Below are 23249 nucleotides of genomic sequence, written 5' to 3' on the forward strand. Positions count from 1 at the left end.
TAAAGAGTAAGCCTTCGTGGTTGAAGCATAAGATGCCAATCGAGCCGATATCGAAAAGATCGTCACCAGCCTTATGTCGTACTTGAATGGATGTTAGTATCCTGCTTTGATGGCGGTGATGGTGAGCTCACCTCGGTTGGTAAAGCCCGTGGCGGTGAAGAGTTCAGAAATATAAGAACGCACAGTAGCTTCAGTGATCCCGAGCTGACGGGCGATGGTCTTATTCGGCAGGGCTTGGATCAGTAGATCGAATACCCCGCGCAGATAGTCTGGTAACTGATCTACCTTTTGGCGGAAGTCATCGTATGCGGAATCATTTTTACCTGAAGCAAGATAGGCTTCTGTAAGTATTTGGGTGGGGCGCGACCCGAACACGCGCTGGCCGTTGGAGGCTTGTTTGATCAATTGGGCAAGCTCAGGAGCGGGTATATCTTTGGTGAGAAACCCCCGCACGTTGCTAGCTAGAGATTGCGCAAGAGAATCCTCATGCTCGAATGCGGTGAGCATCACTACCACAATATCTGGATACAATCTTTTAATTTCTTTCGCGGTAGTAATACCGTCAAGAATAGGCATATCCACATCCAACAGAGCCACATCCACGCTTTGGTCTGCCAGCATCCGCAGCGCTGAACTCCCGTCCGCTACAGCTGCTACCACGGTAAGACCTTCTTGCAGGTTCAATAAGTTAGCAAGGCCTTCACGAATAATCTGATCGTCATCAGCGATCAGGATTCGAATACTCTCACTCATCGGCATCTCCTTCGATACTGGCTTTGCGGTTCGGAATAGTGGCGTTAATAACCCACCGTGAGCCGGTAGAAGCGAAACTCATACACCCGCCCTCACTTTCAATCCGTGATCGCAAATTTGCTATCCCGAATCCACCCCTAAAGGTTTGATTAATTGGCTCAGTACCTATCTGGTTATTCATCATCAACGCCACCTCACTGCCTTCAAGATCCACGTAAAGTTCTACCGCGGTTGACGCTTGCCCATATTTCAACGCGTTCGTTGCAGCCTCACGAACAAACAACGATGCCGTGAGCAAAGCCTTCCAAGACAGTAACTGGTCAATATCGGCAACCATCTCCGCGTTTAACACCATGGATCGTGTGCGTAGCATCGCTGCGGATTCTTTCACCGTCGCGCGCAAGCTCGGCTCAGCCATGGACAGGTTTAATTCCATAATCGTCGGGCGTAATCGGCGAGAAGCATTCTGAGCAATGGCCATGAGCGGGTCAATCTCGTCAGCGAGCTCGGGGTGAACCAATCATCTCTCATTTGAACCACTCACGCAGCCAACGCATACGAGCCGCCAATTTGTATCAATTGTGGGTGGCAAGCTTCAATGAGGCGGGTGCGAGCGAGGTTCCGGTCAGGGATGTATCCGATGAGGTCGAGCATGGTCTCTACGACCTACTGGCGAGTGAAGACCTCACCATATGAAATCTCGGTCAAATCCTCAGCACTCACCATAAACTCCCCTACCTGCTAGAGCATTGTGCAGCGCCCAGCGCGAAACTCCGATCTTGGGTGAACAAGGTAATAGAACTAACTGCAGAGTTGTTGGTAAAACTTTACCAAAATATAATTCACCGTTCTACGCGAGTACGCTTGTGTATCGATACAGTCCCGTTGTTAATGCCTTACACGCCGCCACCAGCCGTAAAAATATTCGTGGAGCTGGTGTTGAATTGGTTGCGTAGCTCTTCCAGCTCCTGCTTGACTTTGTCCAGCGAGGCTTTCGTCTCCGACCACGTGGTGTTTCGGAACTGCTCTCCCCTTGCCCCTCAAGAACAAGGTAGACACCTACTGCTAGGGCAAGAATACCAAGCAGGAACATGAACAGCTTTGATTCCTTCGGGTAGGTTTGGACAACCCTAGACGCCTTCGTCTTACGCGTGGCTATCGCGATTGCCGCCCCCAACCGGCACAAGCAAAGACGCCGCTATCCAACCTATAGTCGAGGGATTCAACATAAATCTGCTCATTTCAATCGCAAATACACCACCGATAAATAATAAGAAAAGTCTACAATCTTCATCCTAATTGCAGCATCGGGTGAGTCTGGATTGCTAGACGAAATTAGTGAGAGTATGAACTTGTTCTCGCAAGACGCGCCCCAGCCAAGTGCATTCTTTCGTTTATTTGCGCAACCGGCGTGTTCATAAGCAACAATTTTGACGCTTAACCCCAAAAACAAGTTTTCGCAGCTCAGCCTGCGTCACTGCATCAACACCCCCGACACAACAAAAGACGCTCATTTTGATACAAGGCTCTAGGTGGGTGCACTGAACGGCTAGGTGTGTGCAAAGGGCACGAGGGTGGGTGCATAACGATGCAGGGTGGGTGCATTTCGTCCTGACAGGAGTCCCGAGTGAGTTCCGGGTGACTACCAGCAGCGTATTCGGTATGATGGAGGCTAGTTACCAAGTAGCGTTCGTTCCAATTCCTGGGAGTGTGTTAATTCCGATGGTCCTGTGATCTCCACTCAGCTACGCCGAGAAGCAACCAAATGTTTCGACGACTATGGAGATCAATATGTCTACTATCGAGGTAACCAATCTTTCTTTTGCATTTTCCGCCCAGCCACTCCTAGATGGCATCTCATTCACCGTTGGCGACGGTGAGCGCGCAGTACTTGTTGGCCCTAATGGCTCTGGTAAAACCACGCTGCTGCGCCTGATACGAGGAGAACTCACCCCCGACCAAGGCCACATCACCGTCGTTGATGCAGGGGGCGCGGGTTCTTGTCGCTTCCCGTACGTTCTTGATTCCGCCGGTAAGGTTCAAGACTATCTGGATGACGTATTGACTGACCCACGGGAGTTGCTCACTCGCTTCGACCACGTGACGAAGCAACTAGCAGTTGCCCAAAGCTCAGCGCGACTCGTTAAAGAGTACGATCACTTACTCACCAAGCTAAATCTAACTGACGCCTGGTCGCTCGGAGCTCGAATCGACGAAGTGCTATCAGGTTTAGGTCTAGGTCAGCTAACTGGATGTGGGCGACAACGCGAACTCAGCACACTATCCCCCGGCCAAGCTGGAAGGCTCGAACTGGCAGGCATCTTGTTGGCTAGACCAGTAATTTTAGTCTTGGATGAGCCCACCAATCATCTCGATGACGAAGCCGTAGCCCTTCTGATTAAACGGATAAAAGACTGGCCAGGACCAGTGCTCATGACCAGCCATAATCGTGCGTTTATTGAAAAGACAGCCACGGTCATCTATGACCTCGATATTGCTCCGTGGCAGGAACTGGCCACAGCCGAAGGAGAAGAGGCCGTGTCGGGCGTGTACCGATGCTCCGGAACGTACAGTAATTATCTTGCCGCCAAACAACAAGCCCGCATGGAACATCAACAGCTTCACACCATCCAGCAACATGAAAAGCGTGCGATTCGGATTCATCGCCGTCGCAGCGAAGATATTGCTCGTGGTGGAGTGAAATTAACGACGGCTCAGGGTAAGGCGCGTAAGTTCTTTTCTGACCGAGCAGAAAAGACCGCACTGCGACGCACCCGTAATGACGATCAACGCCTAGAAGAGCTTGCTGAACATGAGGTGCGGAAACCCCGCAACTACCAGCTCAAGCTCAACCTTCCGACAGTCGGCTCACGTGGTGGATTGGCCGTCACAGCACGAAGTGCCACGGTTACTGGCAGGCTTCTACCTATCACGTTTGACCTTGCCGCAGGCGAACGCTTATTACTAACTGGCTCGAACGGATCAGGAAAAACTACACTTCTCACGTGGATCGCAAATGGGAAACCACCAAGCGACTCTAGTGGCGAAGCCAGCGGCACCATCTGGGCCAGTGGGCAGCGTGCTTACGTCCCACAACGACTACCACGCACAACAGATTCCTACTTTCGCCCAGAACACTGGGCCAACGGGATCGGAGAACTCGGCACAGGAATACTCCACCCATCCATGTGGGCCACTCCGGTCGGTCAACTTTCAGATGGGAACCAGCGTCGAGCCCAGATCGCATTGGCCGTGGCGCAGAAACCCGAGATTCTCATCATTGACGAACCAACCAACTACCTCGACCTAGCCGCAATTGAAGAACTAGAGGACGCATTACGTCAATGGAACGGCACACTCATCATCGCCAGTCACGACCGCTGGCTCATCAACCACTGGCAAGGAACACAACTCGAGCTAAACCCAGCAGATCCACTGCTCGGAACGCAAGACCTGCGCTAACTCTCAACTTTCGCTAGTTGAAGTTCTGTTTAATGGTTATAAATCTTATCCCTTCGACCTATTGAGAAGATTTCAATCGTGATGGTATCGTCACGGATGAGTGCAAGGATCCGATATGAGCCAACGCGGTAGCGCCACTCACCCGACCGATTGGCAGTCAAGCCCTTTCCAAAGACGCGCGGATCAGCACAACCGTCGAGATTGTTCTTAATCCACGTCGCAAGAATCCTCGCGTCGAACCGATCCATCTTCTTCAATTGCTTGCGCGCACGCGCAGTAAGCTCAACACGCCACACAGTGCCCTGCGATGCCGTCATGCAATCTCAGACAACACATCATCAATGCTGAAACGTTCACCAGAATCTTGAGCAATCGCCTCGCGCAACTCCTGGAGATCGTAGACATCCTCGATTTTCTCCAAGATCGCATTGCGGGCGAAGTCAGAAATCGTGAGTCCTTCGAACTGTGCGAACCTGCGCACTAATTCCGCATCGTGTTCGTTCATCCGGATACTCATCGTAGTCATGACACCTTCCTCCCCTTGAATACAGTGTATTCAAACAGCTGGTTGGTCAGCAAGGAGAAAAACAAAAGGACGCCCACTTTGTATCAAAATGAGCGTCTTAACGGTGGAGGTAAGGGGACTCGAACCCCTAACCCCCTGCTTGCAAAGCAGGTGCGCTACCAATTGCGCCATACCCCCGAAGGTTCGCAATCACAATGTGATCACTTGGAAGATTCTACATCATCTGTAGCTTGCTGCCAAATCGACTGAATCCCGCGCCTTTCTGAAATCTTCAGAAAGCCGAGATAGCCAATCACGGCTGCAACAACAAAGAAAACTACTTTCTTCATTTTTCCTCCTTGTGGAGATGAAAACCATCTCACAGTGGGCCTAGATGGACTCGAACCATCGACCTCCACATTATCAGTGTGGCGCTCTAACCGACTGAGCTATAGGCCCATTTGCGAACCGCATTCAGAATTCAAAACTAAATTCATCATTGCGTGCCGAACTAGATTAACTCACTTCACGCAAACTTTTCAAATTGTTTTGCCACTATCAAGATTTAAGCAATGCAGCTCACATATTTTTTGCCGATAGCTACCATTCGGATCCTGCAAAACATATCCAGATCCTCACCTTCACTCACGAACCCGCAAACGAAAAGCAAAGCTCAATAATACGCCTCCCAGTACAAATAACAGTACCGTCAGCAATTTCTAGTTATTCATCCGTAACAGTGATCTTAAATCCACCTACAAGCATCGCCACCACATTAAAGACGAGCGCAAAAATCCCGCCAAGTAATGTAAACATGATCACCTGCAACACAGCCACCACAACCACAAACGGAATCATCCGCCCAAATTCCAGGAATTGCGCCAACTGCAGCATCGCCGAATTCTTTAATGTAACTAAGAAATCATTGATACTCGACCAAACATACATCGCATCCAGTACAAACCAGAGCACTGTTGCGGCAACCACAATCATGATTCCAATCGCTACAGATACAAGGAAACAAATTTTAATCGCCGAAAATGGATCGATCCGCGATACCGTCATTTTTACGGTGCGCACCCCAACTGTCCGCCGTCGCACTACAGGCTGACTTTCCGCAACTGAATTAACCTGCATTTCTTGCGTCTGGTTCTCAGTGATGTTCATATTTTTGCTCCAAATTCTCCAATATCGTGCAAAAGAAATCATCACACACGATAGTACCGCTTTTATTCAGTTTCTTCCGCACTTTTTGCAGATTCTGCCGCTGCTGCCGCATCAACTTCCGCCACATTACCGACAGCATCTGTTTCTACTTCAGCTACTTCATCTTCATCTTTTTCCAGATTTAATGCGATTGAAATCACGCCGTCGCCATTATCCGGCCGGGCAAATGTGACACCTTGCGTATTTCTCCCCGTGAGATTTACTTCATCGACGGAAGAACGTACCACCTTGCCAGAAGCCATAATCAACAGCACTTCATCACCCGGCTGCGTGATCAAAGCTCCCACAAGATCACCGCGTGCTGCAACCAAGTTCGCCACCTTGATCCCAAGCCCGCCACGGCCTTGTACACGGTACTGATCCACGCTCGTACGCTTTGCAAATCCGCCTTCCGTCACTACAAAAACTTCAGAATCTTCCCGCACTACATCAAGAGCCAGCAAAGAATCATCCTCACGGAATTTCATTCCCGTCACGCCAGAAGTTGCGCGACCCATTGGCCGCAGTGCATCATTCGTAGCGGTGAAACGTAAAGATTGCCCTTTGCGCGAGACGAGAATCAGATCATCGCCCTCATCTGCAAGCCGTGCTGCTACTACTTGATCTGTCGTACCGTCTTCATGCTCACGCAGTTTGATTCCAATCAATCCGCCTGCACGCGGTGAATCATAATCCTGCAAGCGTGTCTTCTTCACTAAACCATCACGAGTGGCAAGTACCAGATATTCCGCCTGCTCATAGTCCTTGATCGAGATCACTGAAGCAATCGTCTCCTCTGGCTGGAATGCAAGCAGATTCGCTACATGCTGCCCCTTCGATTCACGCGAACCTTCTGGGATCTCATAGCCCTTGATTCGATACACCCGACCCATATTGGTAAAGAACAAATGCCAATCATGCGTTGAAGCAATACCAAAATGCTCCACTACATCGTCACCGCGCAACGTCGTACCTTTGATCCCTTTTCCGCCGCGATGCTGGGCACGGTATTCGCTTACCTTTGTGCGCTTAATAAAACCAGAACGGGTAATGGTGACTACCACGTCTTCTTCTGGGATCAAATCTTCTACGCTCATTTCACCGTCAAAAGGAAGGATCTTCGTGCGCCGTTCATCACCAAATTTCGCTACGATTTCACCCAATTCTTCAGAAATGATCGTGCGCTGACGTTCTGGCTTTGCCAAAATATCACGATACTCTACACAAAGTGCTTCTTTTTCCCGCTTCTCATCGAGAATCTTTTGATGTTCCAAAGCTGCCAGACGGCGCAACTGCATTGCCAGAATATGATCAGCTTGCACTTCGTTGATATCAAGCAGCTGGATCAATCCAGTACGTGCCTCTTCAGGGGTTTGCGAACGCCGAATCAAAGCGATCACTTCATCAATCGCATCAAGTGCCTTCGCAAGACCTTCCAAAATCATCAGGCGTTCTTCGGTTTTACGTAAACGATATGCGGTACGCCGTTGGATCACCTGCATTTGATGCTGTACCCAGTGATATACAAACCCGTCTAGAGAAAGTGTGCGCGGCACACCATCAACCAAGGCAAGCATATTTGCCGGGAAATTATTTTGCAGCTGTGTATGCTTATAAAGATTATTCAACACTACTTTTGCGACGGCATCACGTTTTAAGACGACGACGATCCGCTGCCCAGCACGCCCTGAAGATTCATCACGGATATCTGCAATTCCAGGCAGACGGCCGTCTTTAATGCCTTCAACCATTCGATCAAGGAGCCGGTCTGGATTTACTTGATACGGTAAATCTGAAACCACCAAGCACTGCCGTCCGTTGATCTCATCCACTTCTACCACTGCACGCTGAGTAATCGATCCATGCCCTGTGCGGTACATTTCTTCGATTCCTTTTGTCCCGAGAATCGTGGCACCCGTCGGAAAATCTGGTCCTTTCACACGTAACATTAGCTGGGCAAGCAGTTCATCACGTGAAGCTTCCGGATTTTCCAGATACCATTGCACACCCGCAGCAACTTCCCGCAAATTATGCGGCGGAATCCGCGTAGCCATGCCGACGGCGATTCCTTCTGAACCGTTAACGAGCAGATTTGGGAAACGTGCCGTAAGAATTGTGGGTTCTTGCACTGAGCCGTCGAAGTTCGGCTGAAAATCAACCGTATCTTCGTGAATATCACGAACCATTTCGACAGCTAACGGAGCCATCCGCGCCTCAGTGTATCGCGCTGCTGCCGCACCAAGATCACCGGCAGTACCAAAATTACCTTGCCCCGAAACAAGCGGGTAACGCATATTCCACGGCTGTACCAGACGCACCATCGTGTCATAAATCGCGGCATCGCCGTGTGGGTGGAAATTACCCATTACATCGCCCACTACCTTCACTGATTTTGAGAAGGAAGAATCGGGCCGGTATCCGCCGTCCCACATCGCATAAATTACGCGACGATGCACTGGTTTGAGTCCATCGCGCACATCTGGAAGTGCGCGACCAACAATGACCGACATTGCATAATCAAGATATGAGTTCTCCATTTCGCGCTGGAGATCAACCTCTTTGATCGCTCCGTGATCATAGGTGCTTACTTCGTTTTTTTCGTTATCTTTACTCACGATTTCCCTTTAGCTGCCAAAGTTTTGAAGTCTTTTCCAGGTGCCGTATCTGTGCTGTGCCCTTGGATTGATACTTAGATTTCCAAATTCTAGATATCTAGGAAGCGCACATCGTGTGCATTGCGTTGGATAAATGAACGCCGTGATTGCACATCTTCACCCATTAATACTGCGAAAGTCTCGTCAGTAGCTGCTGCTTCACCAATTGACACTTGTTTCAATGTACGCGTCTTCGGATCCATTGTGGTCTCCCACAACTCGTGATCATTCATTTCACCAAGACCTTTATACCGTTGAATTCCTTGCCCGTCTGCTTTCGGCAATCTTTTTCCGGCAGCAATACCCGCAGCAAGCACCTCATCGCGCTCTCTATCTGAGAACACATAATCGTGCGGAGAATTCGTCCATTTGATTCGGTAAAGCGGCGGCATCGCAAGATAAATATTTCCATGCTCAATCAGCGGACGCATATAGCGATAGACCAAAGTAAGCAGCAGTGTTGCGATATGCTGCCCGTCCACATCCGCATCTGCCATAAATACGATCTTGTGGTAGCGCAATTTACTAATATCGAAATCTTCCCCCACACCAGTTCCAAACGCTGTGATTAAGCTTTGAATTGTATCGGAGGAAAGTGCGCGGTCGAGACGGGCTTTTTCCACATTCAAAATTTTGCCGCGAATCGGCATAATTGCCTGATGCTCCGGATCGCGCCCACTAACTGCCGATCCACCTGCGGAATCACCCTCAACGATAAAGATTTCACATTCTTCTGGCTTCCGGGATGTGCAATCTTTCAACTTTCCTGGCATTGATGCCGTTTCCAGCACGCTCTTGCGCCGGGTTGCTTCACGTGCTTTCCGCGCTGCGAGCCGAGCGCTGTATGCCTGCGTAGCTTTCCGAATAATCTCACGCCCCTCCGAGGGATGCATATCGAGCCAGTCGGTGAGTTGGGCGTAGGTTTGCTGCTGCACAAATGTGCGCACTTCCGTATTGCCAAGTTTTGTTTTGGTTTGCCCTTCAAACTGTGGCTCACCAATTTTCACTGAAATGACGGAAGTTAATCCTTCGCGAATATCATCGCCAGAAAGATTCGGATCTTTATCTTTTAATAAATTCTTCTCACGTGCATATTTATTGATCACTGAAGTGAGTGCGGTGCGGAAACCTTCTTCATGTGTACCGCCTTCAGTAGTGTTGATCGTATTCGCGAAGGTGTGCATTGATTCGGAGTATGCACTCGTCCATTGCATTGCAATTTCGACGGAAATATGTTTTTCAGTATCTTCGGCCTCAAAATAAATCGGCTCTGGATGAATTCGTTCTACTTTCTTTGTGCGCACCAAATGTGATACATAATCATGCAATCCATTATCGTAACGATAAGTAACTTCAGCATGCCCCGGTTTTGGATTATCTTCGATTCCAGCTTCGTCGCCAGTTACTTCGTCCCCTTCGCTGACGGCTTCGGCACGCTCATCAATTAACGTGATCTGCAATCCTTTATTCAAGAAACACATTTGATGGAAGCGCTTGCGCAGAGTTTCAAAATCAAAATGTGTAGTTTCAAAAATTTCCGGATTTGGCCAGAACGTTTGGGTAGTACCTGTTTCGGTAGTTGCTTCGCCCTTTTCAAGCGGAGCTAATGGCACACCATTTTCGTAGGAAATTCGCCAGACATATCCTTGCCGACGCACTTGCGTTTCCATCCGGGTAGAGAGCGCATTTACGACGGAAATACCCACACCATGCAAACCACCGGAAACTGCATACGAACCATTACCAAATTTACCGCCCGCATGAAGTACCGTCATTACCACTTGTACAGCTGAAACACCTTCCGTTGGGTGTAAATCAACAGGGATTCCACGACCATCATCACTTACACGCACCGCACCGTTATCTAAAAGTGTAACTTCAATATGCGAACAGTAACCGGCCAAAGCTTCATCAACGGAATTATCCACTACCTCATAAACAAGATGGTGTAATCCACGCTCACCGGTAGAACCGATATACATGCCAGGACGTTTGCGGACTGCTTCGAGACCTTCAAGGACAGTAATATCTGATGCTCCATATGTCGGCTTTTGTTCTTCAGCCACGCTTTGCAATCTCCTTTATATCTACATCATCGCGTTCACGAAATGTAATCCGAACCTGGCGCCATGCCATTTCGGAAACAGGCTTATGTGTGGGGTAGCTCTCAAAATAACATGGTAACGTTTATTTTCGTTTCTACCGTTCTTTGAGTAGGTGCCTACACAACCGATAATCAAATCAATTGTACCGCGAAATAGACAATAAATCGAAGATACACATTCTCCGTGCAAGATATTTACACTTTTCCCTTTACGGAAAGCTAAGGATTTTTCTGTTCTTAAATTCTTGCATTTTCCCAAAATCTGGCACAGTACTTTTATTAAACTCTTTAATCGTAGGTATCGCGCGGACCACGACCGGGTACTGAAAGCCTGCCGTGCTTCCAAGAACGCTGATGCGGTCCGAGAATTTTGATTTCTTTCACCACTCCCTCACCCAAAAATTGTGCCAGCCGTGCATCTAACTGCGCCGCAAGTGCACGCAGCTGCGTCTGCCACGAAACTGTGCGCGCCCGAATAGTGAGGACACCAGCCGCATCAAATTCTTCAATTTGCGCATTTGCCGCCACATTTTTTCCAACAATTACCGTCCATTGCCCATGCAATTTCGCTACTTCCAGTTGTGCACCCCAACCACGTTCAAGCAGAGTATGCCCGAGCATCAAGCCCAAAGATTTTGGATCACGCACTGACGGCCGTGCCCCTGAGCCTACTTCCTGCCCAGGAAGTGGGATAAATACAGGATCGCCAATTGGTTCATTTTTCGACTCGATCTGTTTTGTTTCTTTTCTCCGACGCACCCAGCCATGCATTTCTGCCATCAGCCGTGCACGCGCAAGCAACTGCAACGGAAGCGCATCTCCATGCTGCCAAGCAGCAGCCTTTTTTGCTGCAGCAACTACATTTCTTTCCTCAGCTTGCATCTTATCTTGCAGAAAATCTTGCTCTGAATATTGATCGATTTCTTCCTCATTACTGATGAAACTCATGAGATATCACCTCCGGACTCTGCCGATAGCTGCTCAGCTATCTGCAAGAAAGGAGATTCTTCTGCAAATGGAGTCACTTCCCCGTCTGCCACTAAAAACTTTGTGCCGAAAAGTTCTGCTGGCAGATCATCACCTACAGCTGCCGTTACAAATACTTGCTCAGCAGGAGCAATTATTTTTGCCAGCCGCGTGCGCCTGCGTGAATCCAATTCTGCAAATACATCATCAAGAATCAAAATCGGTTCACTCTCGTCTGCCCACACATCTGATTCGTGTGAACGCAATAAATCCCACGAGGCCAAGCGCAATGCTAACGCATATGACCATGATTCACCGTGTGAGGCATATCCTTTCGCAGGTAAAGCTCCCAGCACGAGACGCAAATCGTCCCGATGCGGGCCGACGAGATTTACTCCCCGCTCAATTTCTTTGCTACGTACTTGCTGTAGTGCCAAAAGCAGCATTTCCTGGCATTGCTCTCGATCACGCATTTGCGTTTCACGATCTTGGATTTCTTCTCGTGCCAGCATCCCTTCAGCAGCGTTGATCAACTCCGCATTTGGCAGCTCAAATCCGAACGCACGCTGCAAACTCGCATCATAATCAATGCGCGCCACCCCTTTTCCGCCAGAAACTTCCGCATAATATTTCTTTACAAATCCGCGTAAATTAGAAATGATTTTTGTTCTTGCCACGATTATCTGTGCACCCAAAGTAGCAAGCTGCAAATCCCAGACATCCAGCGCATTTTCGTAAAAAATTCCACCCCGGTTGCGCGTTTTCATTGCTGTTTTCAAAAGTGCTGCACGCTGACGTAAAACTTTTTCATATTCACTTTTAATTCCAGCCATTTTCGGCTGAATTTGAATCATCAAAAGATCAAGAAATTTCCGCCGTGCACTAGGATCTCCTTTTACGAGTTCTAAATCTTCCGGCGCAAAAAGTACCGTTTTCACAATTCCAAGCAAATCCCGCGGACGAGCTTTCCCGCGATTGATCCGGGCACGATTTGCTTTCCCAGCAAGGATTTCTACTTCCAGCATTGTGGGAGATTCTCCGTGCAAAACTTTTGCACGCACTACTCCGGCTTTTGCACCCAACCGCACTAAAGCACTATCAGCACCAACTCGATGTGATTCAAAAGTAGCAAGATAGTTGATCCCCTCAACGAGATTCGTTTTTCCTTGCCCGTTTTCGCCAATAAAAATATTCATTCCAGGATTTAGTTGCAATACAACTTCGCGGTACGAGCGAAAATCATGCAAGGCTAAATTTGAAATATACACTTCTACCTGCGACTAAATACTATTGCCGAAATAAAATTCCGATTTTTCTTTAATTTTCTACACACGATCTGGCGTTTGCACAGAGCTGATGAAGCTGCCTCACCGTCCACCGAATGTGCGCACTGGCATCAGGAGAATCTTAAAACTTTCATCCACTTCACCCTGATCATTTTCTGGGCTGATAACAGCTGGTTTCGCTGGCTGTGTGTATGAGAAACGGAAATTTTGTGCATTCATTGTACTTAATCCGTCAGAGAGGAAGTTCGGATTGAACGCAAGCGAAATATCTTCACCATTCAATTCAGCTGGAAGAGCTTCAGAAGCTTGCGCCATATCACCTTGACCTGCTTCAATCACCAATTCGCCTTCAGTAAATGAAAGACGCACCGAAGAATTCTTCTCTACCACCACTTTTGATCGTTTGATTGCATCAGCCATCAACTGCCGATCAACTACGGCATAGCCCGTAACTTCAGTCGGGAAAAGTGTGCGTACTTGTGGATATTCACCATCAATTAGCTGCACGGTATTTTGTTTGCCACCGCCACTGAAGCCGATGAGTGACGGACTTTCTAAATTATCCAAAGAAATTTCGATTGTGCCTACTGTACCCAAAGATTTTGCAATATCAAGTAACCGGGAAGCACGTACTAAAATCCGTTGTTGAATCTTTTCGTCTGCTGGCTTCCAGTTGATTTCACGCAACGCCAGACGGTACCTGTCTGTAGCCATAAGTGAAATTTCTGCACCATCAATTTCTAAACATACTGATACAAGCATTGGCAAAGTTTCATCATTTGATGCAGCTACCGTGACTTGCGAAACTGCTTCTTGCCACTCATTTCCATCAACTGTGCCAATTACGGGAGGAAGTGGTGGAATTTCTGAATAGTCATCCATTGACATCGTTTTAAGTGTGAAGCGAGCCGAACCACATTCGAGCTCAACTTGAGTTCCGTCAAGTTCCAAATTGATTGGTTTATTCGGCAGATTCCGACACACTTCAGCGAGTAATCGCCCATTTACTAATACTTCACCTGGCTCATCGACCGCAGCTTCAATATCGACATGTGAGGTGATATCTGAATCTCGGGAAATAAGCGAAATCGTACCTTCCTGCGAAGCACGCAATTTCAAACCAGCAAGTACTGGCATTGCTGGACGGCTTGGAATCGTCTTGGCTACCCAAGATACAGCTTCTGTGAAAACATCACGCATTACCTGAATCTTCACGACGTACCTCTTTCTCAAATCTGATTCGATTTTACGCGAGAATTTCCGGAATAGACACTCGTTGGCAAATTCTCAAATTTGTAATTATTTATTTAGTAATAGTAATAGGGCTTGTGGATTCTGTGGAAAAGTAGCTTTTTCGTTTTCAGAAAGCCATTTTCGACTGTGAATTTTTGGTTGATAAGAATTTGGATGAATTCTTCACGGTTGTGGATGAGCCATTTTCAAATAGTTTTTCTCCACAGCTTTTGGGTTTTCATTCAACATCTGAATCACAATTTTTGACAACTTATTCGCTGGCGTTGTGGAAAACAACTTTTATTCGCTTTTATTCACCGCAATCAGCCTTTGAATATTCATTAGTGCTGGCATTTGAATTAACTTTGTGCTTGCTCTTTTGCTGCATTACGGATCCGCGTAGTGAGCTCTGTAACCTGATTAAAGATAGTTTGTTTTTCCGTCATCTGCTTTTCTACTTTCCGCAGTGCGTTGAGCACGGTGGTGTGATCACGACGATCAAAGAGTTCAGCGATTTTTGGTAGGGAATAATCTGTCATTTCACGGCACAAATACATTGCAATATGGCGTGGCATCGTAAATGAGCGCGTGCGCACTGGCGATTTCAGATCTTCTAAAGAAATATTGAAATAGCTTGCCGTTTGCGCCATGATAATTCCTGCCGTGACCTGTATTAAATCAGAATCTGTGAGCATATCTTTAAGTACCAGTTGCGCCATATCTAATGAGACGGGTTGGCTAGAAAGATCAGCGAAAGCCGCGATACGGCGCAAAGCACCTTCCATTTCACGCACATTCGTCGTCATTTTTGATGCAATAAATTCTAGCACCTGGCGTGGTACGTGCAGCTGTTCAGCGGCAGATTTCTTTTCCAGGATCGCAATGCGTGTTTCCAAATTTGGCAAATCAATAGATGCAGTAATTCCCGATGCGAAGCGTGAAATCATGCGTTCTTCAAATCCTTGTAAGAATTTTGGTGCTACGTCAGAGGTAATCACAATCTGCTTATTTGCATTCGAGAGCGCATTAAAGGTGTGAAAAAATTCCTCGATCGTCGAATCACGGTTTGAAATGAATTGGATATCGTCGATCAAAAGTACATCCACATTCCGGAATTGATCTTTGAAGGAATAAATCTTGTTATCACGAAGTGCATTAATAAATGCATTTGTGAATTCTTCTGAGGAAATATAAAGCACTTTTTTATTCGGATAAAGGCTGACGGTGTAATTCCCAATCGCATGGAGCAGGTGAGTTTTTCCCATTCCGGAATCAGAATATAAGAATAGTGGGTTGTATGTAGAGCCGGGTGCCTCAGAAACGGCTAAGGCAGTGGCGTGTGCAAAACGATTTGACTCGCCAATCACGAAATTGTCGAAAATGTAGCGCGGATTGAGCCGTGCTTGCGCTTGGAGTGTAGTTATTGACGGCATTTGTGGGAGCGTCAAGGCAGGAAATTCTGGTGCAAAATTGGGTTCACGTGAGTTTGTAAAACGAATTTCAGCTTCTGTAGTTATTGGTGTTTCGCGGTAAGGAGGCTCGTCATAAGAATTTAGTGCTTCAGGAGTGGGGAAATTTTCTGTTTCCGTGAAATCGGGGGCGTCAAAAAATGAATTTGCGGAAGTATTCGTGCGAGAAAAGTGTGAATCTTCGGCATAGATATTGTTTGGGGTAATGGTTTGGGCAGTGAAGTGTGAATCGAGATCTTCAGCAGTGTAATTTTTAGTATCTGGATATGTACTTTGAACTGGCATATTTGTTTTTCCACCAGCATTTTCATATCTGTCTGTATTATTTTCATGATGGTTTGCATCGTGATTTTGTTGCTCGCTAAATGCCGAATCAACAGAAATCTGCAGTTTGATTGGACGACCCAGAATTTCTGATAGTTGCGTTGTCATTACTGCGGAAACGTGTTCCAGCAGCCAGTTTTTCACAAATTCGGAACCAGCACCGAGGAGAAAGAGATCCTCACTGAGTGCCAGTGGCTGTGCAAGGCGAACGAAGGCAATTTGCGAATCGGATAGTTTACCTTCAGCGCGCAGCAATTCAGTGGCTGCTTTCCAAGTATCGACGGCAAATGAATTTCCGTGCATGTGTAGTTTCGTCCAATCATAAAGAAAATGAGCATAAAAATATTTACTTTTTTACTTTTATTTCGCATATTTCGCGCGAACGAGAAATAGTACGATTTCAGAAAATTTGAGTACATATCACATTGCTTCATAATGATAAAACAGAAATTGTGGAAATGCATAAGTTTATCCACAGCAATATTCACACCTGTGGAAATTACACTTGTGTAATTTCATTGTTGTTTTGGCTAAATTATTTAGAAAAATGTATTCACAAAATTTATCAACAGATGTGGATGAATCGAGAAAGTGAAATTCGGAATTTTTTTGCTCTGAGATATCGCTCACGCAGGTGTGTAAAGTATTGACCCGTCAAGGAAAAACAACGTAAAGTGCTAAGGTCTAGTGTGTTAAGAAGGCACACCGCAATATGTAAATGTTGTGTTTTCGTTTTCGACTATTTTGGAGTCATCAATGACCACCAAGCGTACTTTTCAACCAAATAATCGCCGTCGTGCAAAGGTACACGGCTTCCGCAAGCGCATGAGCACCCGTGCAGGTCGCGCAGTCCTCGCAGCACGTCGCCGCAAGGGTCGCGAAAAGATTTCTGCTTAAAGGTTTATTGCTGATTATGCTGCCTGCAGCAAATCGGATGCGCAAAGCAAGCGAGTTTCAACAAGTATTTCGCAAGGGCAAGAAGAGCAGTAACGCACTTTTAGCGGTGTATGCGATATCTCGTGAAGCAAAGACACAAGCCGACCTCGCGAAGGTCGGCTTCGTCGTAGGTAAAGCAGTGGGGAATTCTGTTACACGGCACAAAGTTACCCGGCGGTTGCGTGAAATCGTGCGGAAAAAATTGCCTGTATTGGGTGCAAGCGAAATTGTGATCCGTGCCTTTCGCCCTGCGGCTGACGCGTCATCTGCTGAACTTTCACTGGCGCTGGAAAAAAATCTCCGGCGGTTAAAATTTGGGGATTTTTTAGAAAAAGAAAGTTCATTCAGTGAGTCCTAGAAACTTCGAGATGAACGATATCAGGAAAATTTTGGTAAGCCCGTTCATCGCTATGATCAGACTTTATCAACGAAAGATTTCTGTAAATTTTCCGCGGCGATGCAAATATTATCCGACGTGTTCAGCTTATACGATTGAGTCCTTGAAAATTCATGGTTTATTGAAAGGGATGCTCTTGGCTTCGTGGCGCTTATTACGCTGTAATCCTTGGAGTAAAGGGGGAGTGGATCGCGTCCCACGGCATGGGAAATGGCCGGAAAAACCGCTTGGCTATACCGAATTGATGCGTGAGCGAGCAGCAGAAGAATAATTCTCTACTCGGCTGGCAGCGATAATTTGCTGCAGAACAAAAATGAACGTGCTAAAAATATGAGTTTCTCGTTAGACTATGCACTAGAAAAATAAAGAAATATGGCACTCCCTGTGCTTGTGCAGGATGCGCTACGACGGAAAGAAGATCTGTGGATACTATCCTTCTCCCGATTATGTGGGTTATTGCCTGGATTATGACGGGCGTACATAAACTTTTGACTCTTTTCGGATTGCCTGATGGCGCCGGTATTGGCTGGGTACTTTCAATCGTCGGAATGACGGTTGTAGTACGTGCCCTGATGATTCCGCTTTTTAACAAGCAGATGAAGTCAACGCGGATGGGGCAGCAGCTGCAGCCCGAAATGCAAAAGATTAAAAAGAAATATAAAGGGCGCAAGGATCCAATTTCACAACGGCGGATGCAAGAAGAAACGATGGCATTGTATCGTGAGTACGGTACTTCTCCATTTGCTTCATGTCTGCCAGTGGTGATTCAGATGCCGATTTTTTTCTCGCTCTTCCAATTGCTTCGGGCACTTGAACCAATTTCTACTGGAAAATATGGGCTTGCGAAATCAATTGGACCAATTGATCAGCATATCGCGAAAGAAATTTCGACCTCTACCGTATTCGGTGCTCCACTTTCAAGCTCAATTGGTAGTGCCCATCTTTATGAACAACCAAAGGCAGTTTATATTGTTGCAGTGGTCATGATTTTGCTCTTGATTGTGACGCTATTCTTCACACAAAAGCAAATTATGACGAAGAATTTACCGGAGAGTGCACTCGATCCGAGTAACCCAATGTATAAGACGCAAAAATACATGCTTTACGGAATGCCGCTGATTTATGTATTTACTGGTACTACTTTCCAGGTTGGCGTATTGGTTTACTGGGTGACGGGTAATTTCTGGAATATTGGACAACAGACTTGGATGATTTATCGTCATCCAGCTCCGGGCTCAGCAGCTTACAAAGCGAAGCTTGAACGTGATCGAAAGAAGCGAATCGCTAAAGGATTGCCTCCTGAAGAAGATTCACGTAGTGGTTCGTTTAACGGGGAATTGCAAACTGGGCAACGTCAGCAGCCGCTAGGAAAGTCACGTTCTAAGAAAGCTTCTGGCAAGATTGATGCATTTGGCCGACCACTTCCCGAAAGTTTGCAGGAGAGTGCTGAGAATCCACAAGCAGATGACGATGGTGCGGAGATTGGCGCTGATGGATTGACAGATGCACAGCGAGCACAGAAGCGATATGAACGACGTGCAGCTGAGCGGAAGCGAGCTCAAGCTAAGAAGCAGGCAAGGCAAAAGAAGCAAGCGCAGTCGAAGCGACATCGTAACTTCTAAAACGCTGTGAAAAAGTAAATGAAATTTTGGTGGTCTTTCTTTTGCTCGGAAGACCACCAAAATTTATATTGTGCTCTCCTTATCGATGTGAAGTAGAACGGTTGTAAAAACGACGCACCTCACACTGATAATTATTTGGAATAAGCACGCTTTCCGATTCACCTTTGCCACTACTAAAAGTTAGTTTTCTAGTGATTCTTTCTGTGCGGAATGTGGTGGAGTTTTCGGCGTCTTGCTTCGCTCGATTCGCTTTTCCACTGTAAACTGTAAAAAGCAGACTTTTATATTTAATTAACACCAGCCAATCGGCAAGAGAATTTGAGGATCAATCATGAATGAAGAAGAATTTGAAGTAAAAGATTTGCGCGCACGTCTTGATGAAGAAGGTGAGCTTGCCGCAGATTATCTCGAAGAGTTGCTTGATATTGCAGATCTCGATGGAGATTTAGAAATCTCAATACAAGGTGAACGCGCAAATATCGCAATTGTTGCTGAAGATGGTGGAGATCGGAGATTAAAGCGGCTTATTGGTCGGCATGGCGAAACTCTTGATGCGCTACAAGAATTGACTCGTTTGGCTGTACAAGAACAAACCAATGAACGTTCCCGCTTGATGTTAGATTTGCTCGGATATCGGGAGAATCAGCGTGCAAAGATTCAGGATATTGCACGAGAAGCAGTAGCAGAAGTTGAAGAGACTGAAGAGCCTGTGGCTTTACGTCCAATGAATCCCTTTGAGCGGAAAGTAGTGCATGATGTTGTAGCTGCTGCAGGGCTCTACTCAGATTCTTCAGGTTTTGGTTCATCGCGGCATGTAGTAATTTATCTCGAAGAGCCAACTGTTGAAGAATTTGCTTACGAAGATGAAGATGAGATTAATTCAGTAGAATCTGCAGATTCACTCGAATCTGGGATTAGCGCTGACGAAATTGATGATTATGAAGTAGCAGCTGATTTCGGCGAGGAAGCAGAAGAATAAGTTTTCTATTGCTAATTATTTAGTCTTTACTTACCACTTTTAGTAGGTAATATTTCTTGTATCGTGAATAGATGGTGGTTATTTTTAGATGAATAATTTTTCAACTCAATCTCCGCCAGCGGGCGGTATTGAGAGATTTGGCGAAGAAGCCTGGCAGAAATTGCTTGGCTTTGCGCAATTACTAGAATCGGAAGGGCAACTCCGCGGTTTGGTTGGTCCACGTGAAATGGATAAATTATGGAGCCGGCACATCTTAAATTCCACTGCATTGCTGGAGTTTTTACCTCACGGATCTGAATTATCAGATGTTGGTTCTGGTGCAGGGTTTCCTGGGATGGTGATTGCTGCAATTCGTCCTGATATTAATGTGTATCTTATTGAAACCATGGAACGTCGCGCGGACTGGCTGAAGTATGTTAAAGATGAATTAAAAATTCTGAATGTACAGGTGATTCGTGCAAGAGCAGAAGAATTGGTCGGAAAACATTCGACTAAGTTCGTAACTGCACGAGCCGTGGCTGCTCTGAAAAAATTAATTCCATGGACATTACCACTCGTTTCAGAGAATGGATCCCTTTTAGCTTTGAAAGGGATCCGAGCTGAGGCTGAGATAGACGAAGCTAAAAAGCAACTGAAAAAGTATTCTGCCGCTTGGGCTGATATTTACGATGTTGATGTTTGGGGTACTGATGAAGGAACGCGTGTACTCGAAGTGAAAAAGAAGTAGCGATAACGAGATTTTTGCATTAACTTTGAAAAGTTTTGAACTTTAATATCGTGTTTCACGTGAAACAAAAAATAAATAATATTTTGTTGAATTTGAATATGTGAATGTTTCAAGTGAAACATCATAGATTTGGAAGTTTACCCGATTCTAGTTAACACGAGATTTGAGAACTAATTGAAGATCCTGATTCAAAAACACAAAATACATATCGAATATATCGTGTTGCATGAGCAGGAGAATATCTCAAAATTTATACATTCAGGAATTGTTTTTAGATGGGATAAAAACAAGGACTACGAAAATGATCTATTCCCATTGTGGACAAAATCTGAGTATATTTGGAAAACGAAGTAAGGAGAATCAATGACAGAGCCAACGAAAGAAGTAACTGGTACTGATTCTGATACCGCATCAGCTGTAAAAACAGCGAGCGAGGATGAATTATTTGACTCTCCGCTTGGCGCTGAGCTTGCACTGGATTTACAGTTACTGCGGAAAATTGAGAGCACCCCATTCAAAAAGCCGCAAAAAACCAGAATAATTACTGTAGCTAACCAAAAAGGCGGTGTGGGTAAAACTACTTCGGCTGTTAATATCGCAGCAGCACTTGCAAAATACGGGTTAAAAGTAGTGTTGATAGATGCAGATCCACAAGGTAATGCTTCTACCGCGCTTGGCGTAGTACATTCAGTTGGTACGCAATCAGTATATGAAGTGATCAATCGATCCTTATCGATTTTTGATGTACTTACAGTTTCTCCAAATTTAGAAAATTTAGCAGTAGTACCTTCGACAATCGATCTCTCTTCAGTAGAGATCGAGTTAGTGCAAGGTGAAGCACGCGAATATCGTCTCCGAGATGCTATTACTCAATATCTCGATGTTTCACGTGAAACGGAAGCGGTTCCAGATTACATAATCATTGATTGTCCGCCGTCATTAGGGATGCTTACACTCAATGCGCTTGTTGCGGCGAATGAAATATTGATTCCAATTCAAACAGAGTACTATGCGCTTGAAGGTTTAACGCAATTATTGAAGACGATTGAAAACGTTCGAGCGAATCTCCAACCAAATCTAGTTGTCAGCACGATTTTGCTCACAATGTATGATAAGCGTACAAATTTAGCACAAGATGTTGCGGCAGAGGTGCGTGAATACTTTCCGAATGAAACACTCTCATTTGAAATTCCGCGCTCAGTACGAATTTCTGAGGCACCTAGTTTCGGGCAATCGATTATTACATACGATCCACGATCTACCGGAGCGATCGCGTATTTGGCTGCGGCCAAAGAAATAGCTGAACGAGCTGAATAATCGATGTTTCACGTGAAACATCATAATTTTGATTAAAAGAATTTAAGGAGTGGAAATGGCTGAAAGAAGACGAGGATTAGGGCGGGGGATTGGCGCGCTGATTCCTGAAAGCCAGCGAGAGTCTAAAAATAGTCCAATTGATGTATTTTTTACAAAACCGAATCTAAAATCGAATAGCGAAGCTGAGCGCACCGATATAGCAGCGTCGTTTATTGCGGATCAGCCGATTAATAATCAGAACAAAAAAGAGCGAAAGCAAAAGTCGAGCAAAAATAGAGTTAAAGAACAGCGATCTGTAACAACTCAGAAAATAAATGAAACTGCTGATTCAGGAAACGCGATTTCTAATCACGCACAGAAAAAAGCGAAAGTTTATGAGCGTAGTAAAGCGCAAGACACTGTAAATGATGAAAATGAATTAGTACCAGTACCGGGTGTTACATTTGGAGAAATTCCAGTTTTTGAAATAGTGCCAAATACAAAGCAGCCGCGGCAGATTTTTGACGAAGAAGATTTAGATGAATTAGCTGCTTCGATCAAAGAAGTGGGCGTATTACAACCAATCGTTGTACGCCCACTAAATGAAAAAATCAAAGATAATCCAAGTGCCCGGTACGAACTAATTATGGGTGAACGCCGCTGGCGTGCATCTCAATTAGCAGGTAAAGACACTGTTCCAGCAATTGTTCGACGCACTGAAGACGAAGATCTATTACGTGATGCACTATTGGAAAATCTTCATCGTGCGCAACTTAATGCACTTGAAGAAGCAGCAGCATATCAACAACTATTGGAAGATTTCCAATGCACACAAGAAGAGCTATCTCGCCGTATCGCAAGATCAAGACCACAAATTTCAAACACTTTGCGATTACTTAAATTACCGGCATTAGTGCAACGGCGGGTCGCATCAGGTGTGCTATCAGCAGGGCATGCAAGAGCCCTTTTAGCTTTACCGGATGCAGCTGCAATGGAGCGAATTGCGCAACGAATTGTTGCAGAAGGACTTTCTGTGCGAGCAACGGAAGAAATTGTTGCCCTTGGCGAAAATATTGAAATGAAACCGAGTCGGCAAAACCGAAGTTATACGCAGGCGCCGGAATTATCTGAACTTGCTACACGCCTTGGAGAAAGATTTGAAACGCGTGTGAAGGTTTCGCTCGGTCTGCGAAAAGGAAAAATTACAATTGATTTCGCATCAACCGAAGATCTAAATCGAATCCTTGCCGCAATCAATGAAAAACCAATATAAAATTTTTGGGGCGTTTCACGTGAAACGCCCCAAAAATTTATTTATAAAAGAAAATAT

Annotated in this window: 21 protein-coding genes and 2 tRNA genes; 9 read left to right on the forward strand and 14 right to left on the reverse strand. The window is 45.9% G+C overall.

The genetic code is table 11. The features are described 5' to 3' along the window. Positions 1-93: 93 nt before the first annotated feature. Both J2S36_RS05470 and J2S36_RS05475 read right to left on the reverse strand, forming a co-directional pair. Positions 94-753, reverse strand: coding sequence for a response regulator (locus J2S36_RS05470; protein WP_309956329.1), 660 nt, complete (start codon positions 751-753; stop codon positions 94-96). Beyond that, the gene (locus tag J2S36_RS05475) at positions 746-1234 is read right to left on the reverse strand and encodes a sensor histidine kinase (protein ID WP_309956331.1); all 489 of its coding nucleotides are present in this window, start codon (positions 1232-1234) and stop codon (positions 746-748) included. Before J2S36_RS05475 ends, J2S36_RS05470 begins: the two co-directional genes overlap by 8 nt. Positions 1235-2544: 1310 nt before the next feature. Here J2S36_RS05475 and J2S36_RS05480 point away from each other — a divergent pair. Beyond that, the gene (locus tag J2S36_RS05480) at positions 2545-4215 is read left to right on the forward strand and encodes an ABC-F family ATP-binding cassette domain-containing protein (RefSeq protein ID WP_309956333.1); all 1671 of its coding nucleotides are present in this window, start codon (positions 2545-2547) and stop codon (positions 4213-4215) included. A gap of 29 nt (positions 4216-4244) precedes the next feature. Here the strand turns inward: J2S36_RS05480 and J2S36_RS05485 are convergent, their stop codons facing one another. The 12 genes from J2S36_RS05485 to dnaA form a co-directional block, all read right to left on the reverse strand. Then, the gene (locus J2S36_RS05485; protein WP_309956334.1) at positions 4245-4532 is read right to left on the reverse strand and encodes a type II toxin-antitoxin system RelE family toxin; all 288 of its coding nucleotides are present in this window, start codon (positions 4530-4532) and stop codon (positions 4245-4247) included. Continuing rightward, the gene (relB, locus tag J2S36_RS05490; RefSeq protein WP_309956336.1) at positions 4529-4741 is read right to left on the reverse strand and encodes a type II toxin-antitoxin system RelB family antitoxin; all 213 of its coding nucleotides are present in this window, start codon (positions 4739-4741) and stop codon (positions 4529-4531) included. The genes J2S36_RS05485 and relB overlap by 4 nt, the downstream gene beginning before the upstream one ends. Positions 4742-4845: 104 nt before the next feature. After that, positions 4846-4918: transfer RNA gene (locus J2S36_RS05495), tRNA-Ala, on the reverse strand. A 23-nt stretch (positions 4919-4941) separates the two neighbouring features. Beyond that, positions 4942-5070 carry a hypothetical protein gene (locus tag J2S36_RS05500; protein ID WP_309956338.1) on the reverse strand — a complete coding sequence of 43 codons (129 nt, stop codon included), beginning with the start codon at positions 5068-5070 and terminating at the stop codon, positions 4942-4944. Between the two features lie 35 nt (positions 5071-5105). Beyond that, positions 5106-5179 (reverse strand) — tRNA-Ile (locus tag J2S36_RS05505). Between the two features lie 264 nt (positions 5180-5443). Further along, entirely contained in the window at positions 5444-5887 is a 444-nt protein-coding gene (locus J2S36_RS05510) for a DUF3566 domain-containing protein (RefSeq protein ID WP_309956340.1), read from the reverse strand. 62 nt (positions 5888-5949) lie between these two features. Continuing rightward, positions 5950-8463: a DNA gyrase subunit A gene (gyrA, locus tag J2S36_RS05515; RefSeq protein ID WP_374717345.1), complete on the reverse strand. Its 2514-nt coding sequence runs from the start codon at positions 8461-8463 to the stop codon at positions 5950-5952. 167 nt (positions 8464-8630) lie between these two features. After that, positions 8631-10646, reverse strand: coding sequence for a DNA topoisomerase (ATP-hydrolyzing) subunit B (gyrB, locus tag J2S36_RS05520; RefSeq protein WP_309956345.1), 2016 nt, complete (start codon positions 10644-10646; stop codon positions 8631-8633). 326 nt (positions 10647-10972) lie between these two features. Then, complete coding sequence (locus J2S36_RS05525) at positions 10973-11632, reverse strand: DciA family protein (RefSeq protein ID WP_309956346.1); 660 nt, start codon at positions 11630-11632, stop codon at positions 10973-10975. Beyond that, complete coding sequence (gene recF, locus J2S36_RS05530; RefSeq protein ID WP_309956348.1) at positions 11629-12918, reverse strand: DNA replication/repair protein RecF; 1290 nt, start codon at positions 12916-12918, stop codon at positions 11629-11631. Before recF ends, J2S36_RS05525 begins: the two co-directional genes overlap by 4 nt. Before the next feature lie 99 nt (positions 12919-13017). Next, positions 13018-14151 (reverse strand): DNA polymerase III subunit beta, encoded by a 1134-nt coding sequence (gene dnaN / locus J2S36_RS05535; protein ID WP_309956350.1) that lies wholly within the window; start codon positions 14149-14151, stop codon positions 13018-13020. Between the two features lie 377 nt (positions 14152-14528). Continuing rightward, positions 14529-16265, reverse strand: a complete 1737-nt coding sequence (gene dnaA / locus J2S36_RS05540; RefSeq protein WP_309956352.1) for a chromosomal replication initiator protein DnaA — start codon at positions 16263-16265, stop codon at positions 14529-14531. A gap of 453 nt (positions 16266-16718) precedes the next feature. Between dnaA and rpmH the strand changes: the two genes are divergently transcribed. The 8 genes from rpmH to J2S36_RS05580 all read left to right on the forward strand — a co-directional run bounded on the left by rpmH (position 16719) and on the right by J2S36_RS05580 (position 23192). Then, the gene (rpmH, locus tag J2S36_RS05545; protein ID WP_309956354.1) at positions 16719-16859 is read left to right on the forward strand and encodes a 50S ribosomal protein L34; all 141 of its coding nucleotides are present in this window, start codon (positions 16719-16721) and stop codon (positions 16857-16859) included. Between the two features lie 16 nt (positions 16860-16875). Further along, on the forward strand, positions 16876-17256 hold the full coding sequence (gene rnpA / locus J2S36_RS05550; protein ID WP_309956357.1) for a ribonuclease P protein component: 381 nt from the start codon (positions 16876-16878) through the stop codon (positions 17254-17256). A 52-nt stretch (positions 17257-17308) separates the two neighbouring features. Continuing rightward, complete coding sequence (gene yidD, locus J2S36_RS05555; protein WP_309957498.1) at positions 17309-17566, forward strand: membrane protein insertion efficiency factor YidD; 258 nt, start codon at positions 17309-17311, stop codon at positions 17564-17566. Between the two features lie 151 nt (positions 17567-17717). Further along, positions 17718-18917, forward strand: a complete 1200-nt coding sequence (yidC, locus tag J2S36_RS05560; protein ID WP_309956359.1) for a membrane protein insertase YidC — start codon at positions 17718-17720, stop codon at positions 18915-18917. A 331-nt stretch (positions 18918-19248) separates the two neighbouring features. Further along, positions 19249-19896, forward strand: coding sequence for a Jag family protein (locus J2S36_RS05565; RefSeq protein ID WP_309956361.1), 648 nt, complete (start codon positions 19249-19251; stop codon positions 19894-19896). Between the two features lie 88 nt (positions 19897-19984). After that, positions 19985-20623: a 16S rRNA (guanine(527)-N(7))-methyltransferase RsmG gene (gene rsmG / locus J2S36_RS05570; RefSeq protein ID WP_309956364.1), complete on the forward strand. Its 639-nt coding sequence runs from the start codon at positions 19985-19987 to the stop codon at positions 20621-20623. Between the two features lie 363 nt (positions 20624-20986). Further along, entirely contained in the window at positions 20987-21940 is a 954-nt protein-coding gene (locus tag J2S36_RS05575) for a ParA family protein (protein ID WP_309956365.1), read from the forward strand. Between the two features lie 55 nt (positions 21941-21995). After that, complete coding sequence (locus tag J2S36_RS05580) at positions 21996-23192, forward strand: ParB/RepB/Spo0J family partition protein (protein ID WP_309956367.1); 1197 nt, start codon at positions 21996-21998, stop codon at positions 23190-23192. Positions 23193-23249 lie beyond the last annotated feature (57 nt).

The organism is Arcanobacterium hippocoleae (assembly GCF_031456295.1).
Taxonomy (GTDB): Bacteria; Actinomycetota; Actinomycetes; order Actinomycetales; family Actinomycetaceae; genus Arcanobacterium_A; species Arcanobacterium_A hippocoleae.